This window comes from Streptomyces sp. 3-6, from assembly GCF_056323165.1.
In genome coordinates, this window is the sequence record NZ_JBWHZP010000023.1 from 37,409 (window position 1) to 59,626 (window position 22,218).

The 22,218-nt window shown below is 74.4% G+C and carries 22 protein-coding genes, 2 tRNA genes and 1 other RNA gene; 9 read left to right on the top strand and 16 right to left on the bottom strand.

The genetic code is table 11. The features are described from left to right. Positions 1-85: 85 nt before the first annotated feature. On the bottom strand, positions 86-598 hold the full coding sequence (locus AC02VZ_RS23335; protein ID WP_476476321.1) for a MarR family winged helix-turn-helix transcriptional regulator: 513 nt from the start codon (positions 596-598) through the stop codon (positions 86-88). 377 nt (positions 599-975) lie between these two features. Here AC02VZ_RS23335 and AC02VZ_RS23340 point away from each other — a divergent pair, with 377 nt between their 5' ends. After that, positions 976-1,170: a hypothetical protein gene (locus AC02VZ_RS23340; protein WP_476476311.1), complete on the top strand. Its 195-nt coding sequence runs from the start codon at positions 976-978 to the stop codon at positions 1,168-1,170. 294 nt (positions 1,171-1,464) lie between these two features. Here the strand turns inward: AC02VZ_RS23340 and AC02VZ_RS23345 are convergent, their stop codons facing one another. From AC02VZ_RS23345 to AC02VZ_RS23380, 8 genes are all read right to left on the bottom strand, one after another. Further along, positions 1,465-2,370 (bottom strand): RNA polymerase sigma factor SigF, encoded by a 906-nt coding sequence (locus AC02VZ_RS23345; RefSeq protein WP_362093750.1) that lies wholly within the window; start codon positions 2,368-2,370, stop codon positions 1,465-1,467. 249 nt (positions 2,371-2,619) lie between these two features. Then, positions 2,620-3,741 (bottom strand): RNA polymerase sigma factor SigF, encoded by a 1,122-nt coding sequence (locus AC02VZ_RS23350; RefSeq protein WP_476476312.1) that lies wholly within the window; start codon positions 3,739-3,741, stop codon positions 2,620-2,622. A gap of 188 nt (positions 3,742-3,929) precedes the next feature. After that, the gene (locus AC02VZ_RS23355; RefSeq protein ID WP_432057398.1) at positions 3,930-4,223 is read right to left on the bottom strand and encodes a Dabb family protein; all 294 of its coding nucleotides are present in this window, start codon (positions 4,221-4,223) and stop codon (positions 3,930-3,932) included. After that, positions 4,223-4,393: a hypothetical protein gene (locus AC02VZ_RS23360; protein WP_476476325.1), complete on the bottom strand. Its 171-nt coding sequence runs from the start codon at positions 4,391-4,393 to the stop codon at positions 4,223-4,225. The genes AC02VZ_RS23355 and AC02VZ_RS23360 overlap by 1 nt, the downstream gene beginning before the upstream one ends. Before the next feature lie 106 nt (positions 4,394-4,499). Next, positions 4,500-4,584, bottom strand: a tRNA-Ser gene (locus tag AC02VZ_RS23365). A gap of 45 nt (positions 4,585-4,629) precedes the next feature. Continuing rightward, positions 4,630-5,061 (bottom strand): tRNA adenosine(34) deaminase TadA, encoded by a 432-nt coding sequence (gene tadA / locus AC02VZ_RS23370; protein ID WP_432057425.1) that lies wholly within the window; start codon positions 5,059-5,061, stop codon positions 4,630-4,632. Positions 5,062-5,117: 56 nt separating this feature from the next. Beyond that, positions 5,118-5,657, bottom strand: coding sequence for a tRNA adenosine deaminase-associated protein (locus AC02VZ_RS23375; protein WP_476476313.1), 540 nt, complete (start codon positions 5,655-5,657; stop codon positions 5,118-5,120). A 353-nt stretch (positions 5,658-6,010) separates the two neighbouring features. Beyond that, positions 6,011-6,199 (bottom strand): hypothetical protein, encoded by a 189-nt coding sequence (locus AC02VZ_RS23380; protein WP_362094390.1) that lies wholly within the window; start codon positions 6,197-6,199, stop codon positions 6,011-6,013. A gap of 261 nt (positions 6,200-6,460) precedes the next feature. Here AC02VZ_RS23380 and upp point away from each other — a divergent pair, with 261 nt between their 5' ends. Beyond that, complete coding sequence (upp, locus tag AC02VZ_RS23385; protein ID WP_362093739.1) at positions 6,461-7,096, top strand: uracil phosphoribosyltransferase; 636 nt, start codon at positions 6,461-6,463, stop codon at positions 7,094-7,096. Between the two features lie 309 nt (positions 7,097-7,405). On the opposite strand, the gene AC02VZ_RS23390 is transcribed toward upp, so the two are convergent. From AC02VZ_RS23390 to AC02VZ_RS23405, 4 genes are all read right to left on the bottom strand, one after another. Continuing rightward, positions 7,406-8,014, bottom strand: a complete 609-nt coding sequence (locus AC02VZ_RS23390; RefSeq protein ID WP_476476322.1) for a LytR C-terminal domain-containing protein — start codon at positions 8,012-8,014, stop codon at positions 7,406-7,408. Positions 8,015-8,448: 434 nt separating this feature from the next. Continuing rightward, positions 8,449-8,745, bottom strand: a complete 297-nt coding sequence (locus AC02VZ_RS23395; protein WP_004943146.1) for a type II toxin-antitoxin system VapB family antitoxin — start codon at positions 8,743-8,745, stop codon at positions 8,449-8,451. A gap of 524 nt (positions 8,746-9,269) precedes the next feature. Continuing rightward, on the bottom strand, positions 9,270-9,899 hold the full coding sequence (locus AC02VZ_RS23400) for an HhH-GPD-type base excision DNA repair protein (RefSeq protein ID WP_476476314.1): 630 nt from the start codon (positions 9,897-9,899) through the stop codon (positions 9,270-9,272). A 182-nt stretch (positions 9,900-10,081) separates the two neighbouring features. Continuing rightward, entirely contained in the window at positions 10,082-10,801 is a 720-nt protein-coding gene (locus AC02VZ_RS23405) for a siderophore-interacting protein (protein WP_476476315.1), read from the bottom strand. Positions 10,802-10,864: 63 nt separating this feature from the next. Between AC02VZ_RS23405 and AC02VZ_RS23410 the strand changes: the two genes are divergently transcribed. From AC02VZ_RS23410 to AC02VZ_RS23420, 3 genes are all read left to right on the top strand, one after another. Next, entirely contained in the window at positions 10,865-13,015 is a 2,151-nt protein-coding gene (locus AC02VZ_RS23410) for a penicillin acylase family protein (protein WP_476476316.1), read from the top strand. A gap of 1 nt (position 13,016) precedes the next feature. Next, a complete protein-coding gene (locus tag AC02VZ_RS23415; RefSeq protein ID WP_476476323.1) occupies positions 13,017-13,625 on the top strand; it encodes a GNAT family N-acetyltransferase in 609 nt (202 codons plus the stop codon). Positions 13,626-13,951: 326 nt separating this feature from the next. Next, a complete protein-coding gene (locus tag AC02VZ_RS23420; RefSeq protein ID WP_476476324.1) occupies positions 13,952-15,913 on the top strand; it encodes a copper resistance CopC/CopD family protein in 1,962 nt (653 codons plus the stop codon). Between the two features lie 185 nt (positions 15,914-16,098). Here AC02VZ_RS23420 and AC02VZ_RS23425 read toward each other — a convergent pair whose 3' ends face one another. Beyond that, positions 16,099-16,959, bottom strand: coding sequence for a DUF72 domain-containing protein (locus tag AC02VZ_RS23425; protein ID WP_476476317.1), 861 nt, complete (start codon positions 16,957-16,959; stop codon positions 16,099-16,101). A gap of 137 nt (positions 16,960-17,096) precedes the next feature. Continuing rightward, complete coding sequence (locus tag AC02VZ_RS23430) at positions 17,097-18,866, bottom strand: PP2C family protein-serine/threonine phosphatase (protein WP_476476318.1); 1,770 nt, start codon at positions 18,864-18,866, stop codon at positions 17,097-17,099. Positions 18,867-19,417: 551 nt separating this feature from the next. Here AC02VZ_RS23430 and AC02VZ_RS23435 point away from each other — a divergent pair. Next, positions 19,418-19,681 (top strand): hypothetical protein, encoded by a 264-nt coding sequence (locus AC02VZ_RS23435; RefSeq protein ID WP_476476319.1) that lies wholly within the window; start codon positions 19,418-19,420, stop codon positions 19,679-19,681. 26 nt (positions 19,682-19,707) lie between these two features. Beyond that, entirely contained in the window at positions 19,708-20,097 is a 390-nt protein-coding gene (locus tag AC02VZ_RS23440; RefSeq protein WP_432057406.1) for a hypothetical protein, read from the top strand. A 304-nt stretch (positions 20,098-20,401) separates the two neighbouring features. Here the strand turns inward: AC02VZ_RS23440 and AC02VZ_RS23445 are convergent. Further along, positions 20,402-20,489 (bottom strand) — tRNA-Ser (locus AC02VZ_RS23445). 72 nt (positions 20,490-20,561) lie between these two features. On the opposite strand from AC02VZ_RS23445, the gene ffs reads away from it, so the two are divergent. Beyond that, positions 20,562-20,660, top strand: an RNA gene (gene ffs, locus AC02VZ_RS23450) — signal recognition particle sRNA small type. A 105-nt stretch (positions 20,661-20,765) separates the two neighbouring features. After that, positions 20,766-22,218, top strand: a 1,453-nt coding sequence (locus AC02VZ_RS23455) for a DNA polymerase III subunit gamma and tau (RefSeq protein WP_476476320.1), incomplete at its 3' end; no start/stop codon positions are given.

Below are 22,218 nucleotides of genomic sequence, written 5' to 3' on the forward strand. Positions count from 1 at the left end.
GAGCCTGGTTCTCGGAGGAGCCTCCCCCGTGCTTGGCATGAGCCCGCACACCGGATGGTGTGGTCGTTGCCATGGACGTCCTTCTTCAGGTGTTTGCGGGTGTACGGGTGGTCGGTGCGGAGCCGGGAGCCGCCTGCCGGGGCGGGGACGCCGGGGGGCGGGAGCCGGTGCGGCAGTCGTCGAAGCTGTCCCTGAGGCGGGCCATGAGGTGGGCGAGCAGGGTGACGTCGTCGTCGGACCAGTCGGCGAGGCGCTCGGCGAGCAGGCGGGTGGTGTGACGGAACACCTCGTCCAGCTGGTCGCGGCCCGAGGGGGTCAGGCGCAGGATGCGCGAGCGCTTGTCGGCGGGGTCGGGCAGGCGCTCCAGCCAGCCGCGGTCGGCCGCCTGGGCGACGTGGCGGCTGGTCACCGACATGTCCACGGCCAGCAGCTCCGCCATCCTGCCCATACGCATGTCGCCGTGCCGTCCGAGCAGGGCCAGCACGGCCGCGGACCCGCTGGGGCACTCGGGCAGGGCGAGCCGCCGCATCTCGCGCTTCACTGCGCCGAAGGCACTGAACTGCCTGACCAGCTCCTCGTACTGGGCCTGCGCGGCCATGGCATCTCCCGTTTCGTTGCTCGGAGCAACCATGCAGGTAGATGATTGCTACAGGCAAATAAAAACCGGGGGGACGGCCTCAAAACTTGGCAAAGGTGCGTATGGCGCCAGTAAACGCCCAGCTCAGAGCGGTGCCGGGCGAAGGGGGAGGGGGGAGGGCGGCGGGGGCAGGACCGCGTCTGCGGGGGGTGCGGTGCGGGCGGGACGGTGACAGCGCGGAGCCCGGCCCCCGGCTCTCGCCCGTCCCCCTTCCCTCCCCTTCTTTGTCATTGTTCCCGTGCCAGGCGTGCCGGACGGCTCGCGCCTGTCCCGGTGCGGCCGTTCGGGGGCCGCCCCCGCTTGGGGTGGTCGTACCGGATTCGCTAGGGTCTCGGGCCATGGCTAACATCCAGGGCCCCCAGGGCAACCACGACCCCGCTGGCAGCACCCAGATGTTCCGTGCGTTCGTCGACGAGGCCCCTCAGGGCCGGCAGGCCGCCGCGTCGAGCGGCGGGCCCCGGATCGGCCTGATCGTCGGTGTCGTCGTCGCCGTGGCCGTCGTCGCGGCGGTGGCCTGGCTGGCGCTGAAGTAGCCGACAGGGCGGCGGCCGCCGTCGCGCCCCGCGAGGGGCGCACCGGCGGCCACTGACGCACGCCGGAGCCTGCCGGCGGACCGCGGTGGTCCGCCCGGCGGCCGACCGGCTTTCCGCCCGGGGTCGGCGTCGACCGTCCGCCGGGTGTACCGTGCTGCGCCGGGCCCGGGCTTCAGCCGGGCATGCCACTTGCGCCGGGCCCGGTGTTCCCGCCGGGCCCACGCCCCGCGCTCCACCGGGCCGACGCCCAGGGGGCCTGGTCCCGACAGCCCGTCAGATGCCCGTGCCCGCCGCTCAGTCGGAGATGAGGCCCTCGCGCAGCTGCGACAGGGTCCGCGTGAGCAGGCGCGAGACGTGCATCTGGGAGATGCCGACCTCCTCGCCGATCTGCGACTGGGTCATGTTGGCGAAGAAGCGCAGCATGATGATGCGCCGTTCGCGCGGCGGCAGCTTGGCGAGCAGCGGCTTGAGCGACTCCCGGTACTCCACGCCCTCCAGGGCCGCGTCCTCGTAGCCCAGACGGTCCGCGAGGGAGCCCTCACCGCCGTCGTCCTCGGGAGCCGGGGAGTCCAGCGACGACGCCGTGTACGCGTTGCCGACCGCGAGGCCGTCGACGACGTCCTCCTCCGACACCCCCAGCACGGCCGCGAGTTCGGGCACCGTCGGCGAGCGGTCCAGCTTCTGGGAGAGCTCGTCGCTGGCCTTGGTGAGCGCCAGGCGCAGCTCCTGCAGCCGGCGCGGCACCCGCACCGACCACGACGTGTCGCGGAAGAACCGCTTGATCTCGCCGACGACCGTCGGCATCGCGAACGTCGGGAACTCGACGCCCCGTTCGCAGTCGAAGCGGTCGATCGCCTTGATCAGGCCGATGGTGCCGACCTGGACGATGTCCTCCATCGGCTCGTTGCGCGAGCGGAAGCGCGCCGCGGCGTACCGCACGAGCGGGAGGTTGAGTTCGATCAGGGTGTCCCGGACGTAGGCGCGCTCGGGGCTGTTCTCGTCCAGCGCGGCGAGCCGCAGGAACAGGGAGCGGGACAGGGTGCGGGTGTCGATGGCCGCCGGGTCCGGGAGGCCGGGCGCCGGCTCGGCCGGGAGGGCCGGTGCGTCATCGATGGGGCCGAGTGCGTCGAGAGCATGGGGAGCTGCTGACTCGCTCTCCGTGGGCGTGAGCACCTTCGAGCTGCCCTGTTCTACGGACATGCCACCCCCTTTGGGTCGCGGGACGGTCGCGGCCGGCGCTCCCCGGAGCGAGGAACGCAGCCTTCACCTGAATACCGGAGCCGGAGCTCCGGCAAACGCTCTTCCCGCAGAATGTCACATGTCGGCAACGCTCTGAAGTGACAAGTCGACATCTGAGACGCGAATCGGCCCTGGAAACACGGGTTCTGACGGGTTTTCGGGGGCCGAGACCGTGAATGGGCACTGATGAGCGAATCGCGCCCGTGAGGGTTACGCGTCGATCCGGTTCGCGGACCGCAGCCGCTGGAAACTGCGCGCCAGCAGCCGGGACACGTGCATCTGCGAGACGCCCAGCTCCGCGCTGATCTGAGACTGGGTGAGGTTGCTGTAGTAGCGCAGCAGCAGGATCCGCTGCTCGCGCTCGGGCAGCTGGACCAGGAGGTGGCGGACGAGGTCGCGGTGCTCCACGCCGTCGAGCGCGGGATCCTCGTAGCCGAGCCGGTCCAGCAGGCCGGGCATCCCGTCGCCCTCCTGGGCGGCCTCCAGCGAGGTGGCGTGGTAGGACCGTCCCGCCTCGATGCAGGAGAGGACCTCCTCCTCGGTGATGCGCAGCCGTTCGGCGATCTCGGCGGTCGACGGGGACCGTCCGAACGCGGTCGTCAGGTCCTCGGTCGCGCTGGTGACCTGCACCCACAGCTCGTGCAGCCGGCGCGGTACGTGCACGGTGCGGACGTTGTCGCGGAAGTACCGCTTGATCTCGCCGACGACCGTCGGCATCGCGAACGTCGGGAACTGCACGCCCCGTTCCGGGTCGAACCGGTCGATGGCGTTGATCAGCCCGATGGTGCCGACCTGGACGACGTCCTCCATCGGCTCGTTGCGGGAGCGGAAGCGGGCGGCCGCGTAGCGCACCAGGGGCAGGTTGGCCTCGATGAGCGCGGCGCGCACCCGGGTGTGCTCGGGGGTCCCCGGCTCCAGGTCCTTGAGCTGGCCGAAGAGCACCTGTGTCAGGGCCCGGGTGTCCGCGCCCCGGCGCTTGGCCGGCGTCGGCTCCGCCCCGGCCTCGCGGGTCTCCGCCGAGGGGGGTCGGAAGCCGGCGGGGGCGCGCGTGCCGCCCGCGGGGTGCGCCTCGCCCGTGCCGCCGGGAGCCGCCGTGCCGCCCGGAGCCGCCGTGCCGCCGGTACCGCCCGGAGCCGCCGTGCCGTCCGCGTCGCCGGGGGTCTGCGGACTGCCCGTCGCGCCCGGGGGCTGGGTGCCGGCGGGCGGCTGCGAGCCCGAGGAGGCCGGGGTGGCCGGTGCCGGGACGGGGTCCGGGGAGCGGGCCGGAGCCGGAGCCTGGGCGGACACCTGGTCCTGGGGCGGCGCAGTACTGGCCGACACGGTCAACGCCACCTCTTCATCGGTCGAACGTCCGTCAACTCATCCTTCAAAAGCGGTCATAGCATCACAAGACATGCTCACTGTGTGCAAGCACCCGCATATTCCGTGTTGACGGTGAAAAGGTGCGTATCCCTACGCAATGGACGCGCAGGAGCCCCCCGCCGGGACGGCGGAGGGCTCCGGACGGGGTGGGGGCCGGGTCAGAACTCGTAGTCGGCGATCACCCACGTGGCGAACTCGCGCCACAGCGCGACGCCCGCCTCGTGGTCCGGGTGCGTCAGGTACCGGCGCAGGGCGTCCTCGTCGTCGAAGGCCGAGTTGATGGCGAAGTCGTAGGCGATCGGCCGGTCGGTGATGTTCCAGGCGCACTCCCAGAAGCGCACCTCGGGGATCCTCTCCCCGAGCGCCCGGAACGCCTCGACGCCCCGCACGACCCTCGGGTCGTCCCGCTGCACGCCCTCGTCGAGCCGGAAGAGCACCAGGTGACGGATCATCAGTTGCCTCCGTTGGCGATCCAGGTCATGAAGTCGCCGATCGCCTTCGCCGCATCCGATATGCCCTCGAAGCCGACCTGGACGTAGTCGGCGGCCTTGGCCGGATCCGTGATGATCACATACAGCGCGAAGGCAACCAGCACGTAGACGGCGACCTTCTTCGCGTTCACCGCCATCGCGGCCCTCCCCAGTCCCAGTGCTGTGCCGGTGTCGCACATGACGAGCGGGCCCATGATCGCACGAAGGGCCCCGTCTGACGACGAGGCCCTTCATCAGCGGTAGCGGTGGGATTTGAACCCACGGTGACTTGCGCCACACTCGCTTTCGAGGCGAGCTCCTTCGGCCGCTCGGACACGCTACCGAGGGAGACCTTACAGCACGGTGGGGGATGCTCCGAAATCGGTTTTCAGCGGCTCCGGAAGAACGCCGTGAGCAGGGCGGAGCACTCCTCGGCCAGCACGCCCTCGATCACCTCGGGCCGGTGGTTCAGGCGCCGGTCGCGGACGACGTCCCACAGGGACCCGACCGCGCCGGCCTTCTCGTCGCGGGCGCCGTAGACGACCCGGTCCACTCGGGACTGCTGCACCGCGCCCCCGCACATCGTGCAGGGTTCCAGCGTCACCACCAGGGTGCAGCCGGTGAGCCGCCACTCGCCCAGCCGGGCGGCGGCCCGGCGCAGGGCGAGCACCTCGGCGTGCGCGGTGGGGTCCCCGGCCGCCTCGCGTTCGTTGTGGGCGGTGGCCAGCACGGTCGTCCCGTCCGGGCCGAGCAGGACGGCCCCGACGGGCACGTCGCCGCCCCGGACGGCACGTTCGGCCTCGTCCAGGGCGCGGCGCATGGCGGGCCGCCAGGGGTCCCGGACCGGGTCCGGCGGTCTGTCGGTGGTCGGCACGGTCAGCGGACGGTCTCCAGGACCTCCGAGGCGCCCAGCACCTCGGCGATCTCGTTGAGGGCGTCCGAGGACATCGAGCGCAGCTCCTTCTCGCTGACCCCCAGATCCTCCAGGACCTGGGCGTCGCCGACCGGCCCGCGCGGAACGGCGTCGGCCGAGGCCGCGGCGTCGGGGCCGTCGGCGTCCTCGTCGTCGTCCGGTTCACCGTCCTCGGTGCCGTCGAGGTCGAGGGCGTCCAGGTCGGCGCCGTCGTCGCCGGGTTCCCGGCCGAGCAGCTCGTCGGTGAGCAGGATCTCGCCGTAGCTGCTGCGGGCGGCGGCAGCGGCGTCGGACACGTAGATGCGAGGGTCCTCCTCGCCGTCCACGCGGACGACCCCGAACCAGCCGTCCTCCTGCTCGATCAGGACGAGCACCGTGTCCTCGTCGGGAGAGGCTTCCCGGGCCAGGTCGGCCAGATCCGACAGGGTCTCCACATCGTCGAGCTCCGTGTCGCTCGCTTCCCACCCGTCTTCGGTGCGCGCGAGCAGTGCGGTGAAGTACACCGTGACTCTCCCACTGGTCAGAGGCGTGCCGGTCGGGGGTTCCCCCGGCGGAGGTTGTGGGCGTGGAGTGCTCCGAGAGTCCCGCCCACTCGGAATCGTGGCAGAAACAGGGCCGTCAGGGGATGTCTTCGACTCCCTGTGTCCCGCGGTTTTGATCGCATGTCGCCCGACGCGCCCCGGTCACCGGCGCACCGGTGAAGGCCACCGGCGGCACGAGGCCGCCGCGTGTGGCTTCACGCTCCGGATGGTACGCGGCCGGGCCGCCCCCGCGCGCGGGTCCGGCGGGCGAGCCCGCGCGGCGTCCCGCCGCCTCCGCCCTCCGCCCCGGTGGCCGACGGCTTGAAGGGTCCGGACTACCAGCGGAACGTCCGCATCCGCATCGCGTGTCGCAGCCGGGCCGCCTTGGCGCGGCGCGGCTGGACCCGGTCGCGCAGGGCCCGGGCCTCCGCCAGTTCCCGCAGGAACAGGGCACGTCGTCTGCGCCGTTCGGCCTCCGTCTCGGCGGCCCGTTCCGCGGCGGTGCGGGGGCCCGTGCGGAACACCGCCCCGGGCGCCTCCCCGGAGGTCCCGCCGGGTGTCTCCCCGGTGGCCGCGCCGACGGCTTCGCCGACGCCCTCGCCGGGGGCCGCGCGCCTCGACGGATCGCGTCGGGCATCCTGCTCTGGCATCGTTCACCACCCCAGTCCGTCCCTCCCACCTTCCCCCGGACGTGGGGTTTGACGCCAGTGATCGGGTGGTGATGCCGCAGGTGGCTTGCCCTGCGGGGGGACTGCGGGCCTCCGGCGCCCGGTTAGTGTGGGGGCATGCGTCTCCACGTCGTCGACCACCCGCTGGTCGCCCACAAGCTCACCACGCTGCGCGACCGGCGCACCGACTCCGCGACCTTCCGCCGTCTCGCCGACGAGCTGGTCACCCTGCTCGCCTACGAGGCCACGCGCGACGTGCGCACGGAGCAGGTCGACATCCAGACGCCGGTCGAGCGGACCACGGGCGTCAAGCTGTCCCACCCGCGCCCGCTGGTGGTGCCGATCCTGCGGGCCGGTCTCGGCATGCTCGACGGCATGGTCCGGCTGCTGCCGACCGCCGAGGTCGGGTTCCTCGGCATGATCCGCAACGAGGAGACGCTCCAGGCGTCCACCTACGCGACCCGGATGCCGGAGGACCTCTCCGGACGCCAGGTGTACGTGCTGGACCCGATGCTCGCGACCGGCGGCACGCTGGTCGCCGCGATCCAGGAGCTGATCGAGCGGGGCGCCGACGACGTGACCGCCGTGGTGCTGCTGGCCGCGCCGGAGGGCGTCGAGGTCATGGAGCGCGAGCTGGCCGGCACGCCGGTGACGGTGGTGACCGCCTCGGTCGACCAGCGGCTCAACGAGCACGGCTACATCGTGCCGGGCCTGGGGGACGCGGGGGACCGCATGTACGGAGCGGCCGAGTAGCCGAGTTGCCGGGTAGCCGGGTAGCCGGGTAGGCGGATGGCGGGGAGTCGACCGGCCGCGTAGGAAGCGACTGCGCAAGGCCCGCAGGGGCGGCCGTCGGTTCCCTGCGGTGCCCGGAGGGCACGAGTGGGGGCGCCGGTCCCTCGCCTCACTCGCCGCGCGTCGCCCGTTCCTTTCCGGGGCGGCTCACGAACCGTCGTGCGGGGCCTGCCGGACGCCGTGCGGGCTCCATCGGGCGCCGATCGGAGCCTGTCGGCCGCGTTCCGCGGGGCCGCCAGTCGCCCCCAGTGGCTCGCTGGTCGCTCCGGTTCAGCACTTCTTCCCGGTGGGTGCCGACTCGGGCTTCGCCAGCGCGGTCAGGGCCCGGTCGGCGGCGGCCCGGTCCGTCAGCCGGGTGAAGCCGTCACCGATGATGAGGTCGACCTCGGTGCCCTTGCGGGTGGCGTCGGTGCGCGGCTGGGCCCCGGCGAGCTGGGTGCCGAGCACCGGCAGCGTGGTGTTGAGGGCGGCGGTGGGGCCGAGCAGCACCCCGGCGCCCTTGACCTTCTTGTCGTACTCCTTGGTCGCGTTGCCGACCTCGCCGATCTTGAAGCCCCGCTTCTTCAGCTCGTCCGCGGTCTTCTTCGCCAGACCCGTACGGGTGGTGGCGTTGAGTACGTTGACGGTGATCCCGCTCGGCCGGGGGAGGACCCGGGGGCTGGGAGAAGGGCTCGCCTTGGCGACGCACGCCGCCTTGGTGCCGACGGCGGAGGCCGAGTCGCCGCCGCCGGTGAAGACGTCGATGAGCTGCAGGGTCCCCCAGCCGCCCACGCCGAGCACGGCGACGGAGGCGGTGCCCAGGAGCACGAGTCGGCCGCGGCGCCGGGGACGGCGCATCCGCGGGTACTTGTCACCCCTGATCCGGTACTGGCCGCCCATGCCCGGGGGAGTCAGCATGCTCATGAGCGCAGCGTAGTGCGCTCCGGCGGCAATGCCTACCAGATGATCATTCGACTGCGCGTACGGGCATACGAAAGAACCCGAAAGGGCCAAACGGTCCTTCGGGTGAGGGGCGCGGAGGGGCGCGGAGGGGGGGCGGACGGGTCGGAGGGGGCGGCGTGCTCCGGCCGGCCCGGGGTGGCCGGCGGGCCCGGTGCGGTCGCACTCCGACGGTGGGGCGGGCGCGGCCCGCGATCCGGTGGTCGGGGCTCCGTGCCGGTGGATGCCCGGGTGGTCCACGTCAGTCGGCGCCGTCGGGGCCCCGGGTGGCTAGACGCCCGGTGGGGCTCCACGCGGCTCGGTGCCCGGTGGGCGTTCCGCGTCGCGCGATGCCCGGTCGTGGCTCCGTCGGCGGAGGCCCGGCCGGGTGACGGTCAGTCCAGCTCGAGGACGCGGGCGTGCAGGACCTGGCGCTGCTGCAGAGCCGCGCGCACCGCGCGGTGCAGGCCGTCCTCCAGGTACAGGTCGCCCTGCCACTTCACGACGTGCGCGAAGAGGTCGCCGTAGAAGGTGGAGTCCTCGGCGAGCAGGGTCTCGAGGTCGAGTTGCTGCTTGGTCGTCACGAGCTGATCGAGGCGGACCGGGCGCGGCGCCACGTCCGCCCACTGCCGGGTGCTTTCCCGGCCGTGGTCGGGGTACGGCCGGCCGTTTCCGATGCGCTTGAAGATCACACGGAAAGCCTACCGGTCAAGAGCTTCCCGGCGCAGCCTTGGCGCCGCAGTGCCACGCGGGAAATGACATCCGAAAGCGGGGCGTACCGGATTCCGGGGGTCCGCCGTGGGCAAGGCGAGGTGGGGCGGGGCAGCGCGGCCGGGGGTGCTCCCGCCACCCGGCGGTGCTCCCGCCCCGCGAACCGGCGCGCCCGGCGTCCACCGGCCCGGGGTGCGCGGTGCGCGGGCGCGGGTTCTCCGGGACACAGCCCTCCGGGACACAGCCCTCCGGGACACAGCCCTCCGGGACACGGCCCTCCGGGACACAGCCCTCCGGGACACAGCCCTCCGGGTACGGGCCCGGTGACGCGCGCGGACGCTGCGTAGCGGCTCCGCCCCCACGGCGGACCGTCCGCGACGTCGGCGACGTCGGCGAGCCCGCCCGCCGAGGGTCCGCCTTCCGCGCGCACGCGTGCACAGGCTGTGGACCGCGCGCGGGACGGCGCAGCCGGGCGTGGTCGGCCGGTCCCGTGGCGGTCGTCCGGCTAGCTCTTCGGGGCCTCGGACGCCTTCGGGGTGGTGGCGGCCCTCTCCGCCTTGGCGGCCTTGGCGGCGGCCTTCATCTCCTGCTTGTGGGCCCTGACCTTGGCCAGCGACTCCGGCCCGGTGATGTCGGCGACCGAGCGGAAGGACTTCTCCTCGCCGTAGGAGCCCGCTGCCTCGCGCCAGCCCGTGGGGCGCACACCGAGCTGTTTGCCCAGCAGGGCGAGGAAGATCTGGGCCTTCTGTTTGCCGAACCCGGGCAGTTCCTGGAGCCGCTTCAGCAGCTCGCGACCGGTGCCGACGTCGCGCCAGACGGCCTCGGCGTCCCCGTCGTAGTGCTCGACGAGGTACTGGCACAGCTGCTGGATGCGGCCCGCCATGGACCCCGGGTAGCGGTGCACGGCCGGCGTCTCGGAGAGCAGGGCGGCGAACGCCTCGGGGTCGTGGGCGGCGATCTCGTGCGCGTCCAGGTCGTCCGACCCGAGCCGCCGGGCGATCGTCGCCGGGCCCTTGAACGCCCACTCCATCGGGACCTGCTGGTCCAGCAGCATCCCGGTCAGCGCGGCGAGCGGGCTGCGGCCGAGCAGTGCGTCGGCTTCGGGGTCCTGGGCGAGGTGCAGTGTGACGTCCATGCCCCGATGGTCGCGCGTCCCCGCCCGGCCCGCGCGCCGGCCCGCGCGCCGTGGGCGCCCGGTGCCGCGGAGGCGCCGCCGGGCACCCGCGCGCGCCGCGGTAGGGCACCGCTGTGGTGGACGGGCCCGCTGCGGTGGACGGGCCCGCCGCGGTGGACCGACCCGCCGCCGGGCCGGCCGGCTCAGGGGCGCCAGTAGCCCAGGGCCTGCATCCGCTGCTTGGACACGCCCAGCTCCTTGCGGGCGAAGGCGGACAGGGCGCGCGTGGTCGCCGTGTCGCAGGCGATCCAGACGTACGGGTCGGGGGTGGCCCGCAGCAGGCCGGGCAGCTCGGCCCGGACCCGCTCCACCAGGGCGGCGCCCGCGTCGCGGCGCGGGACCTCGCGCACCTCGTGCCGGGCCGGGTCAGCCGCCGACGGCAGGCCGTCCAGGGTGCCCTCGAACCAGATGGTGGCCGGGGCCGAACCCAGGGCTCCCAGCAGCGAGTTGATGGCCGGCAGCGAGGCCGGGTCGCCGACCGCGAGGACGTGCGAGGGGGCGGGCTCGGGATGGTCGAACCCCGTGCCCTGGAGGGTGGCCTCGACGGTGTCGCCGGGCTTCGCGGCCCGCGCCCAGTCGCTGGCGCACCCCTCGTGCAGCGCGAACTCCAGGGCGAAGGTGCCCGCCGCGGGGTCGGGGTCGACCAGGGTGTAGGCCCGCTGGTGCGGCTTGCCCGCGTTGTCGAACCACAGTCGCGCCCACATCGTCGGGTGGACGCCGGCCGCGGCCAGCAGTCCGCCGTCCGTGAACCGCAGCCGCCGGTAGTCGTCGGTGACGTCCTCGGTGTCCGTCACGGTGAACGTGAAGTCCTTCGCGCGCAGCAGTTTGAGGACCGCGCCCTCCCAACCCCGCCCCTGCCCCATCGCGTCCTCACCTTTCGCGTACGATCCCGTCACGCTTACTTAGGCGAGCCTAACCTAAAGGGAATGAGGGGCACAGTGGCCGGCGAGATCTTCCGTGACGCCTGGGGCATCCCCCATCTGCGCGCGGGCGGCGTGCGCGAACTCGCCCGGCTGCAGGGCCGGGTGACCGCACTCGACCGGGCCTGGCAGCTGGAGGTCGAGCGGCACCGGGCGCAGGGCACCTCGGCGTCCTTCCTCGGCCCGCAGGCCCTGCCCTGGGACCGGCTCGCCCGGCGGGCCCGGCTGGCGGACACGGCCCGGCGCTGCTTCACCGCCCTGGAACGGCAGGATCCGGAGACGGCGGACTGGGTGCGCGCCTACGTGGACGGCGTGAACGAGGGACTGGACGCGGTACGGGCCGGCGAACACGAGGGCACGGCACCGGAGTTCACGCGCGTGGGCCTGGAACCCGGCCGCTGGGAGCCGTGGACGCCGCTGGGCCTCTGGCTCGCCACCCACATCCTCTTCGCGGGCTTCCCCGCCAAGCTGTGGCGCGCCCACGTCGCCGAGCACCTCGGCCCGGACGCGGTCGGCCTGTTCGCCGCCGACGGCCCCGGCACCTCCGGCAGCAACGGCTGGCTCGTCTCCGGGGACCGCACCGTCACCGGCCGGGCCGTCATCGCCGGGGACCCGCACCGCTTCATCGAGGACCCCGGCGTCTACCAGCAGATCCACCTGTCCTGCCCGGAGTTCGACGTCGTCGGCCTCGCCGTGCCCGGCGTCCCGGGCATCGCCCACTTCGGCCACACCGGCACCGTCGCCTGGGCCATCACCAACGCCATGGCCGACTACCAGGACCTCTACCGCGAGCGGCTGCGGCGCACCGGCGCGGGCGTGGAGGCGCTCGGCCCGGACGGCACGTGGCGGCGGGCGGCCCGGCACACCGAGTCCGTCGAGGTGGCCGGGCAGGAACCTGTCGAGGTCGAGGTGATCGAGACCGACCGCGGTCCGGTCGTCATCGGCGGCCCCGAGGGGCTGGAGGACGGCGGGACCGCCGGCACCGTGCCCCCGGTCGCCCTCGCCCTGCGCTACCCGCCCCGGGTCACCGCCGACCTGGGCTTCTCCGCCCTGCTGCCCCTGCTGCGGGCCCGCCGGGTCGGGGACGTGGACCGGGCCGCCGACCGGTGGGCCGAGCCGGTCAACGTGCTCCAGGCCGCCGACACCGAGGGCGGCACCCTGCACCGGGTGGCCGGCCGGGTGCCACTGCGCGCCCGGGCCAACGGGCAGGGGCCCGTGCCCGCCTGGGAGCCCGGGTACGAGTGGCGGGGCTGGCACGAGCCGCCGCGCGCCGGACTCGCCGACGGCGTCGCGGTGATGGCCAACCAGCGCGGCCCGTCCGCCCCGCTCGGCGTCGAGTTCGCCCCGCCGCACCGCGCCGACCGCATCACCGCGCTGCTGGCCGGAAGGCGGCAGTGGTCGGCCGACGGCATGCCCGCGATCCACATGGACACCCACCTCGCCTCCGCCGCCCCCCTCCTGGACCTCCTCGCCGCGCTCCCCGGCGACGCCGACGGTGACGACTCCGGGGAGCCGCTCAGCGCCCCGGCCACCGCCCTCCGCGACCGCCTGCTGCGCTGGAACCGCCGGATGGACGCCGGCAGCGCCGACGCGGCGGCCTTCGCGGTCGTGCGGGGCGCGCTGGTCCGACGCCTCGCGGCGGAGCCGGTGTTCGCCCCGCTGGCCACCCCGCCCGCGTACCCCGAGGTGTACCTGCCCTGGCTGGCCCCGGTACCGCGGATCGGGCACGCCCTCGAACACCTCCTCGCCGCCGACGACCTGTTCGGCATCGACCGTCCGGCCGCCGCCCGGGCCGCCCTGGAGGAGGTGGCCGCCCGGCCGCCGGCCGGCACCTGGGGCGACACCCACCGCCTCGCCCCCTGGCGAGCCCTGCCGCCCGGGCAGCCCGTCGAGGAGCCGGGACTCTCCGGCGACCACGACTGCGTGCTGTGCACCTCCCCGGTCCCCGGTGTCACCGACCTCGCCGCCCGCGGGCCGGCCGCCCGCTACGTCTGGGACCTGGCCCGCCGCGAGGACAGCCGCTGGGTGGTGCCGTTCGGCGCGTCCGGCACCCCGGGCTCGCCCCACCACCGCGACCAGCAGCCGCTGTGGCTCGCGGGAGACCTCGTCCCGGTCGTCACGGACTGGACCCAGCTGCACAAGGAGAGCGATGTCTGACCTGCCCGACCCGTACGCCGCCCGGCCGGCCGTCCACGATCAACGCGTCGACGGCTTCGGCCGGGTGCGCGTCCTGCCGGTGGACCCGTCCGCCGACGCGCCCCTGCTGCACCGCTGGGTCAGTGCGGAACGCGCCTCCTTCTGGGGCATGATCGGCCTCACCGAGGAGCAGGTCGCCGGGATCTACGCCCACATGGACACCCTCGACACCCACCACGCGTACCTCGTCCTCAAGGACGGCGCCCCGGCCGCGCTGCTCCAGACGTACGAGCCCGGGGCGGACCGGGTCGGCGACTGCTACCCCGTCCGGCCGGGCGACATCGGCATCCACCTGCTGCTCGCCCCCGCCGACGGCGGCCGGGGCTCGTCCGGCTGGACCGGCGGGCTGCTCCGGGCCGTCGCCACGTACGTGCTGGTGGGGCTGGACCGCGAACGGATCGTGATCGACCCGGACCCGGCGAACGAGAAGGCCGTGGCGCGCTTCCGCAAGGAAGGTTTCGAGGCGGGACCCGTGGTCGTCCTCCCGGAAGTCGACCTGCCCGACGTGTACCTGCCGGAGAAGCAGGCCCAACTGGCCTTCCTCAGCCGCGAGGCAGCCTTCGGCGGGTGACTCCCGGAGCGACCGGGGGCGGGCCGGCGGTACCCCGGGGCGGGGCCGTGGAGCGGTCGGCGGAGCGGCCGACGAAGCGGTCGACCCAGCGACGGAGCGGTCGGCGGAGAGGCCGACGGAGCGGCCGGTCCCGGGACCCGTGGCGCGGCGGGTGAGCAGACCGCGCCCGCCGTCCGTACCCCCTCCGGAGCCGGAAGGCCGGGAGGCGGTACGACGTGGAACGACGGCGCAGCGAGTCGGTGGGCGGCGGCGGCAGGAGCCGGACCCCGCGCGGGGCAGGGTGGAGGCGGCCGGGCGGTTCCGGCGCCCGACGGCTGCGGGCCCTGGTGCTGCTGGGCGGTGCCCTCGTCCTGCTCCTGCTCGGCAGCGCGGGCCCGGCCTCCGCCCACGCCGCGCTGCGCGGCTCCGACCCGCAGGACGGCAGCGTCGCCAAGACGGTGCCCGAGCAGGTCACCCTGACCTTCACCGAGTCCGTCGGCCTGATGGACGACTCCGTCCGCATCTACGGCCCCGACAACCGCCGGGTGCACGTCGAGGAGCCCCGGCACGCCGAAGGCGCCTCCGACACCGCCGTGGTCGAGCTGCCGGACGACCTGGCCGAGGGCACCTACACGATCGCCTGGCGGGTGATCTCCGCCGACAGCCACCCCTCCTCCGGCGCCTTCACCTTCTCCATCGGCAAGCCCTCGCCCACCCCTCCCGCCGCCCCCACCGACCCGGGCGAGCACCCGGTGACGGCGAGCCTCTACAACACCGCGCGCTACCTCGCGTACGTCGCCGCCGTCCTGCTCATCGGCGCGGCGGCGTTCGTGGCCCTGTGCCGCCCGACGGACACCACCCCGTTGCGGCTGCCCCTGCTCACCGGCTGGTGGACCCTGCTCGGCTCCACCCTGGTCCTGCTGGTGCTGCGGGCACCGTTCGAGTCCGCGGCACCGCCGTCCGGCGCCCTCGACACGGAGGCCGTCGGCCGGGCGCTCGGCGGACGCCCCGCCTGGGCCCTGCTGGCCCGGCTCGCCCTGACGCTGCTGGCCGGACTGTTCCTGCTCCGCCTCGCCCGCCGCCGGGAGGACGGACACCGGCCCACCCTCCCGCAACTCGCGGCGGGCGGCGCCCTGTCCGTCGGGTTCGCGCTGACCTGGGCGGCGGCCGAGCACGCCTCCGCCGGCATCCAGGTCCCCGTGGCGATGACCTCGTCCGTCGTGCACCTGCTGGCCACGGCGTGCTGGCTGGGCGGCCTCGTCTCCCTGCTCGTGATCCTGTTCCGGGCGGACACCCCGCCGCCCACCGCCACCGTCACGCGCTTCTCCCGCGTCGCCTTCCTCTCGGTGGCCGTCCTCGCCGTCACCGGCGTCTACCAGTCCTGGCGCGGTCTGGGCTCCTGGGCGGCGCTCACCGGGACCCCGTACGGCAGGACCCTGACCGCCAAGCTGGTCGCGGTGGCCGTGCTGCTGCTGGTGGCCGGACTCTCCCGCCGCTGGACGGCACGACTGGCCCAGGGCCGGACCCGGGAACCGGAGACGGCACCCGTGCCGGACCGCGCACCGGACCTGGTGACCGTCGGCGGTGACACCCGCCCGGCGCCCGCGGCGACGTCCCCGGCCGAACCGGGACCGGGCGCCGCCCGCGCGACCGTGCCCCCCGGTGACGACGCCCCGGACTCCGAGGGCGCCCCGGACGCCTCCGCCGCGGCGGACCGGAGCGACCGGCCCGCCCCCGCTGCCTCCGACGCGCCCCGCGGTCCGGAGCCGCACGACGCCCCGGACTCCGACGCCCGCCCCGCGGACTCCCCGGAGGACCTGCACCGGCGTGCGCTGCGCCTGTCCGTCCTGGTCGAGGTTCTGGTGGCCGTCGTGGTCCTGCTCATCACCACGGTGCTGACCAGCACCCTCCCGGCCCGCGCCCAGGCCGAGGCCGAGGCGTCCGGCCCGCCCCAGGTGGCCGGCCTGCCCGCGGCGACGTCCGTGACCATCCCCTACGACATCGGCTCCGGGAAGAACGGCACCGTGCAACTCACCCTGGACCCGGGCCGGGTGGGGGAGAACAGCGTCCAGGCGGTCACCTTCGGCCCGACCGGCGCCCTGGCCATCGTCCCGGAGGTGCGCCTCTCCTTCACCCTGGAGGCGAAGGACATCGGGCCCCTCGACGCGCGCCTCACCGACCGCGGCGGCTACTGGGCCACCAGTGACCTCGTCCTCCCGATCGAGGGCACCTGGACGATGAGGACGACGGTCCGGGTGTCGGAGGTGGACCAGGTCACCGAGACCCGGCGGATCCGCATCACCCGCTGACGGGCGCACCCGGCAGCGGATCGGGAGCGGTGGAGGCCGGACGCGGGCCGGACGCGGGCCCGGCCCGCCCGGCCGTATCGAGCCGCACCGGGATGCACTGAGCGGCGCCGCACCGAGCCGTGCCGACCGCGTCCGGCCGCCCTGCCGTGCCGCCCCGCCCACCCGCGCTCCACGGGGCGGCGGCCTCACCCGTCGACCCGGGTGCGGCCGAGCAGCCGTGCCATGTCCTCCGCCGCGCGCACGGCCGCGTCGCCGCAGCAGTTGTTGAACAGCACGTGCACCTGGTCGGCCCGCCCGGCCAGTTCCCTCAACCGCGGTACCCACCCGGCGAGTTCGTCCTCCTGGTACCGGTGCCGGAACCGGTCCTCCTTGCTGCCCCGCCCCCACGCGGTGCTGCGCCCGTGGAAGCGCACCACGGACAGCCGGGACGAGGTCACCGGCGCGACCGGCGGGATGGACGACGGCAGCGTCTGCGCCATGTCGATCCCGACGGCGGCCACTCCCCAGCGGGTGAGCATCCGGGACGTCCGGTCCGCGCGCCCCTCCTCCCACCACGACGGGTGCCGGAACTCCACGGCCACCGGCCAGCCCCATGCCCGGCGCACGCACTCCTCCACGAAGTCCTCGCCGCGCGCCCCCGCCCGCACCCAGGGCGGGAACTGGAACAGCACGGCGCCCAGCCGACCGCCGTCCCGCAGCGGGGCGATCCCCTCGGCGAACCGTTCCCACACCTCGTCCCGCACCCGCGGGTCCCGGCCGTCCGGCGGCAGCCCGGGCGGCATCACCGCGCCACGAGTCGGGTGCCCGGTCAGCAGCGAGAACGCCTTGACGTCGAACACGAAGCCGTCCGGGGTGCGTTGCACCCAGAGCCGGCTGTTCCGCGCGGAGGGCAGCGCGTAGTAGGACGCGTCCACCTCGACCACCGGGAACCGTTCCGCGTAGTACCGCAACCGTCCCTCGGCGTCCCGCCGGCCCGGCGGATACCACCCGCTCCCGACCAGCGCCCGGTCGGTCCACGAACACGTCCCCACGAGAAGGTCACCCATGGCCCCCGGTTACCCGCCAACGGCCGCGGTGCGCAGCCGCGTTCGCGCCGAGCGGTCGACGGGTCCGCCGCGTTCCGTGTGGAGCGGCCGACGAGGCCGCCGCGTTCCGTGTGGAGCGGCCGACGAGGCCGCCGCGTTCACGTCTCCGGCACGATCCGCCCGGCAGGCCCGCCGGCGCCCGGCTGGGACTCCTCGCGTCTCGGGGTGCGCAACGCCAGGAGGGCGACGTCGTCGTGGCCCGGCGGCCGGACCCGGCGCAGGAGCTGGTCCGTGAGGGACGGCAGGGGACGGTGGGCGAGGGCGGCGGCGTGCTGGCGCAGTCGGTGCATGCCCTCGTCGAGGGTGTGGCCGGGCGCCTCCACGAGGCCGTCCGTGTAGAACAGCAGGGTGCTGCCCGGGGGGAGCCGGACCGTGGCGTCGGTGCGGGGCGTGTCCACCCCGGTGCCCAGCAGGATGCCGTGCCCGCCGGTGAGGTACTCGGCCAGGCCCTCCCGGGTGACCAGGAGGGGCGGCGGGTGGCCGGCGTTGGTCCAGGTCAGCTGCCACTGGCCGTCGTCCGTCCGGGTCAGCCGGGCGAAGACCAGCGTGGCCATGGTCACGTCGGTGATCGGCATGATGGCCGCGTCCAGCCGCTCGACGACCCGGCTGGGGGGCTCCTGCTGGGCCCAGCCGTAGGCGCGGAGCATGTTGCGCAGCTGCGCCATGCCGGCGGCGGCCTCCAGGTCGTGGCCGACGACGTCGCCGATGGCCAGGGCCGTGGTGCCGTCCGCGAGGCCGAAGACGTCGTACCAGTCGCCGCCGACGTGGGAGGCGTCCGGGGCGGGCAGGTAGCGCACCGTCAGCGTGAGGCCGGGCACCTGCGGGAGGTGGGGCAGCAGATGGTTCTGCATCGTCTCGGCGACCTTGCGCTGGCGCTGGTAGAGGCGGGCGTTGTCCAGGGCGAGACCGGCGCGGCGGGCGATGTCCTCCAGCAGGGGCAGGTCCGCGGAGGTGAAGGCGCCCCGCTTCGAACGGCCCAGGGTGACGGCGCCCAGGACGGCCCGGGTGCTGCGCAGCGGTGCCATGACCGCGGAGTGGATGCCCGCCGTCTCGAACAGGTGCCGCTGCTCCACCATGATCCCGGAGTCCGGCTCGCTGCCCCGGTAGGTGTCGGCGCCGGCCAGCGCCGACGCCACCCCGCGCAGCGCCCTGGACAGCGGCATGACCGACTCCTCCGGCACCGGCGGCATCGGCCCCTCCAGCTCCTCGTGACGCACCAGGCTGTCGCCGTCCGCCTGCACCACGAGCGTGCGCCACACCTCGTCCCGCTCGGCGATCAGGTCGACGACCGCCCAGTCCGCGAGCCGGGGCAGCACCAGCCGGACCAGCCGGTCCAGCGCCTCGTCGACGTCCAGGGTGGACGACAGCCGGGTCGTTGTCTCCGCGAGCAGGGCGAGCCGCTCGTAGTCGGTGAGCGTCTCGGCGGGACGCCGGGCGCCCCGGCCCGCGTCGCCCGCCTGTCCGGGCGTGTGGAAGACGACGAGGGTCCCGGCCTCCGCGTCGCCGAGCGCGTACGGCGTCAACGTCCAGGACACGGGCACCAGGGAGCCGTCGCCCCGCTCGAAGTGTTCACCGCTGCCCTGTGCCGCGCTCCCGGAGTGGAACGCCTGGCGCATGGCGCACTGGGTGGTCAGCAGCCGCTCTCCCTGCGGCCCGCGGTGCAGCAGGTCGTGGGCGTCCTGCCCGGTGAGGTCGGCGGAGGCGCGGCCCAGCAGGCGTTCGGCGTGGCTGTTGACGGCGGCGATCCGTCCCTGTTCGTCCACCACGTAGGCGCCCACCCCGATCGCCTCCAACGCCGGGACGAGGTGGGGGAGGGCCCTCGCCGCGGACTGCCCCTGCCCGCCCTGCGTCCTCTCCTGTCCCACCATTTCCTCGCCTTCCTGGCAGCGGGCTCGCCCGGCAGCGGGCTCGTCCCCCACAACACGGTGACACGTGCACCCCACGTGTGCGCGCCTTCTCCGTCTCTATTCCCCGATGCGGGGGTTGTCGGGCGCGATCCCGGTCACTGCGTGCGGCGGACGGGCGCGCCCGGGGGCGCGAGGCGGGCGGTACGAACGCGGGTGCGACGGCGCGCGGGGCGGCTGAGTGCGGGGCGGGGCTCGGGGGTCACGGCGTGCGGTCGGGGGTGCGGCTGGGGTGCGGTCGGAGGAAGAGACCTCCGCCGTGCACGGGAGCAGGAGGGCGCGGACGCGGGACGCGGGCTCTGGCGAGCCGCGTCCGCAACCGTCCGCCCCCGCGTCACCGTCCGGTGCCGCGGAACCGTTCTGAGCAACATCTGAGCCGGAATCGGGGCCTCCGTCACAGTGGGCGAGCCCCGAAGTTGATCAAGTGGGTGCCGACCAGCCGGGCGCAGCGTTCCCGCGAAACACGGGGTTGGGGGCGCGGCGCGCCCGGACGCATGTTCCGGAACGGAGCAACCGTGCAGCACCGCACCACCCGATGCACCCTGTTCACCCGCACCTCCGCCCTGCTCGTGGCGGCGGTGACCGCCGGTGCCGTCCCGGCCACCACGGGCACCGCGCAGGCCGTCAAGAAGGTGGTCGCGAAGATCCGGTCGAAGAAGAAGGCGGGCAGGACCTTCAAGAAGGGCGTCACGGAGGTCTTCGAGGAGGCCGGAGCCGGCATCGGGGGGATGGCCGCCGGCGTCCTCGGGGTCGACGGCGTGATCAAGCACTGCTGGTGAACGGCGGACCGGATGGGGGGTTCACCATGGATCTCGTGGCCGATGTCCTGCGCTGGGGCTTCGTCGGTGGCGCGGCCCTGCTCCTCGGTGCCTTCGCCGTGGCAGCCGTGCGGGAACGCCGCTCCGGCGCCGCCCACGGAGAGCTCGCGGACCTGATGGAACGCGAGTGGTTCAGCGCGGGGAAGGTCTTCTTCGCCGTCCTCGTCGGCCTGGCCGGTTCCTGGGCCGCGGCGTACGTGGGAGGAACGCGCAGCGGACTGTCCGAGTCCGTGCCGGTCCTGTTCCCGCTGGGGGTCGTCGCCGCCTTCGCCGCCTGCCGCTGGACCGCCGTCGACGACCGGCATCCCCTGCGCGTGACGATCGTGGCGCTGGTGGCGGCACCGTTGGCGCTCGGCACCGTCATGACGGGCTGGTAGAGAGATGGCCCCGCTGCCGTCGGCCGGCACACCGTCGACGGCAGCGGGGGCCGGCTCCTGTCGCCGGACAGGGGGCGGCAGGGGTTCTGTCGGGCACCGGGGACGTCGAGCGGGCGAGCGGACCGGCGCGGCATCGCCGCAGCTTCCGCGAGGAGGTGACGCGCGGCACGGCGGTTCTCGCCGGACGCCGACGGTCGCGACGGCCTCGCGGCGCGCCCGGTCGAGGGCGCCGGGCTCCGGGGACAACGTCGAAGGGCCCCACCGCGAACGGTGGGGCCCTTCGACATCGTGCCCGGTGAGGCACTGGCGGAGGATACGAGATTCGAACTCGTGAGGGGTTGCCCCCAACACGCTTTCCAAGCGTGCGCCCTAGGCCTCTAGGCGAATCCTCCGCCGGAAACATTACATGACCGAGAGGAGTGCTCGCGAACTCGATCCCCGCCCGTGGGATGGGGTAGCCTTTGCGCAGCCCCTCACGCGGCGCTATCTGACTGAACTCCCCCAGGGCCGGAAGGCAGCAAGGGTAGGTTGGCTCTGGCGGGTGCGTGGGGGGCGCTCGCGTGCGCGAGGCCGGATCGCGGCGGTCCGCGCGGCGGCTGTGGTGCGCCGAGGTCTCCCGCTCCGGTAGGCCGGTCCGGATGTCGGTGGGCGCCTATAACCTCGTAGGCGTGTCGTCTCTCGCGCTGTACCGCCGCTATCGCCCGGAGTCGTTCGCCGAGGTCATCGGGCAGGAGCATGTCACCGACCCGCTGCAGCAGGCGCTGCGGAACAACCGGGTCAATCACGCGTACCTGTTCAGCGGTCCGCGCGGATGCGGCAAGACGACCAGTGCCCGGATCCTCGCCCGGTGTCTGAACTGCGAGCAGGGGCCGACGCCGACGCCGTGCGGTGCGTGCCAGTCCTGCCAGGACCTCGCCCGCAACGGGCCCGGTTCCATCGACGTCATCGAGATCGACGCCGCGTCCCACGGCGGTGTGGACGACGCCCGTGACCTGCGGGAGAAGGCGTTCTTCGGGCCCGCGCACAGCCGGTACAAGATCTACATCATCGACGAGGCCCACATGGTCTCCCCGCAGGGCTTCAACGCCCTGCTGAAGGTGGTGGAGGAGCCGCCGGAGCACCTGAAGTTCATCTTCGCCACCACCGAGCCGGAGAAGGTCATCGGGACCATCCGGTCGCGCACCCACCACTACCCGTTCCGGCTCGTGCCCCCCGGCACGCTCCGCGACTACCTCGGGGACGTGTGCGGCAGGGAGGGCATCGCGGTCGAGGACGGCGTGCTGCCGCTCGTGGTGCGGGCCGGGGCCGGGTCCGTGCGTGACTCGATGTCCGTCATGGACCAGCTCCTCGCCGGTGCCGGCGAGGAGGGTGTGACGTACGCCATGGCGACGTCCCTCCTCGGCTACACCGACGGCTCGCTGCTCGACTCCGTCGTGGAGGCCTTCGCCACCGGTGACGGGGCGGCGGCCTTCGAGGTCGTGGACCGGGTGATCGAGGGCGGCAACGACCCGCGGCGCTTCGTCACGGACCTGCTGGAGCGGCTACGCGACCTGGTGATCCTGGCCGCCGTGCCCGACGCCGCCGACAAGGGGCTCATCGACGCCCCCGCCGACGTCCTGGAGCGGATGCAGGCCCAGGCCGGCACCTTCGGCGCCGCCGAGCTGAGCCGCGCGGCCGACCTGGTCAACGAAGGGCTGACCGAGATGCGCGGCGCCGCGTCGCCGCGCCTCCAGCTGGAGCTGATCTGCGCCCGCGTGCTGCTCCCCGCCGCCTACGGCGACGAGCGGTCGGTGATGGCCCGCCTCGACCGGATCGAGCGGGGCGTGAACTTCTCCGCCGGGAGCGGGGCCGCCGGGGTGCCCGCGATGGGGTACGTGCCGGGACCCGAGGGCCATGGGGCGGCTCCCGCACAGCACCACGGAGCCGCCGTGGCGCCCGTGCCGCCCGGAGGCGGTCCGGCCGCCGCCCGGGCCGCGGTGCGGGGACCGGGCGCCGGCGCGCCCCCGGCCGCCGCCGAACAGCCCCCGGCCCCGTCCGCCCCTGCGGCGCCCCCGGCGGTCACCCCCGCGACGGCGAGGCCGGCGGCGAGCGTGGAGAGGAAGAGGCGCGTGGACATGATCA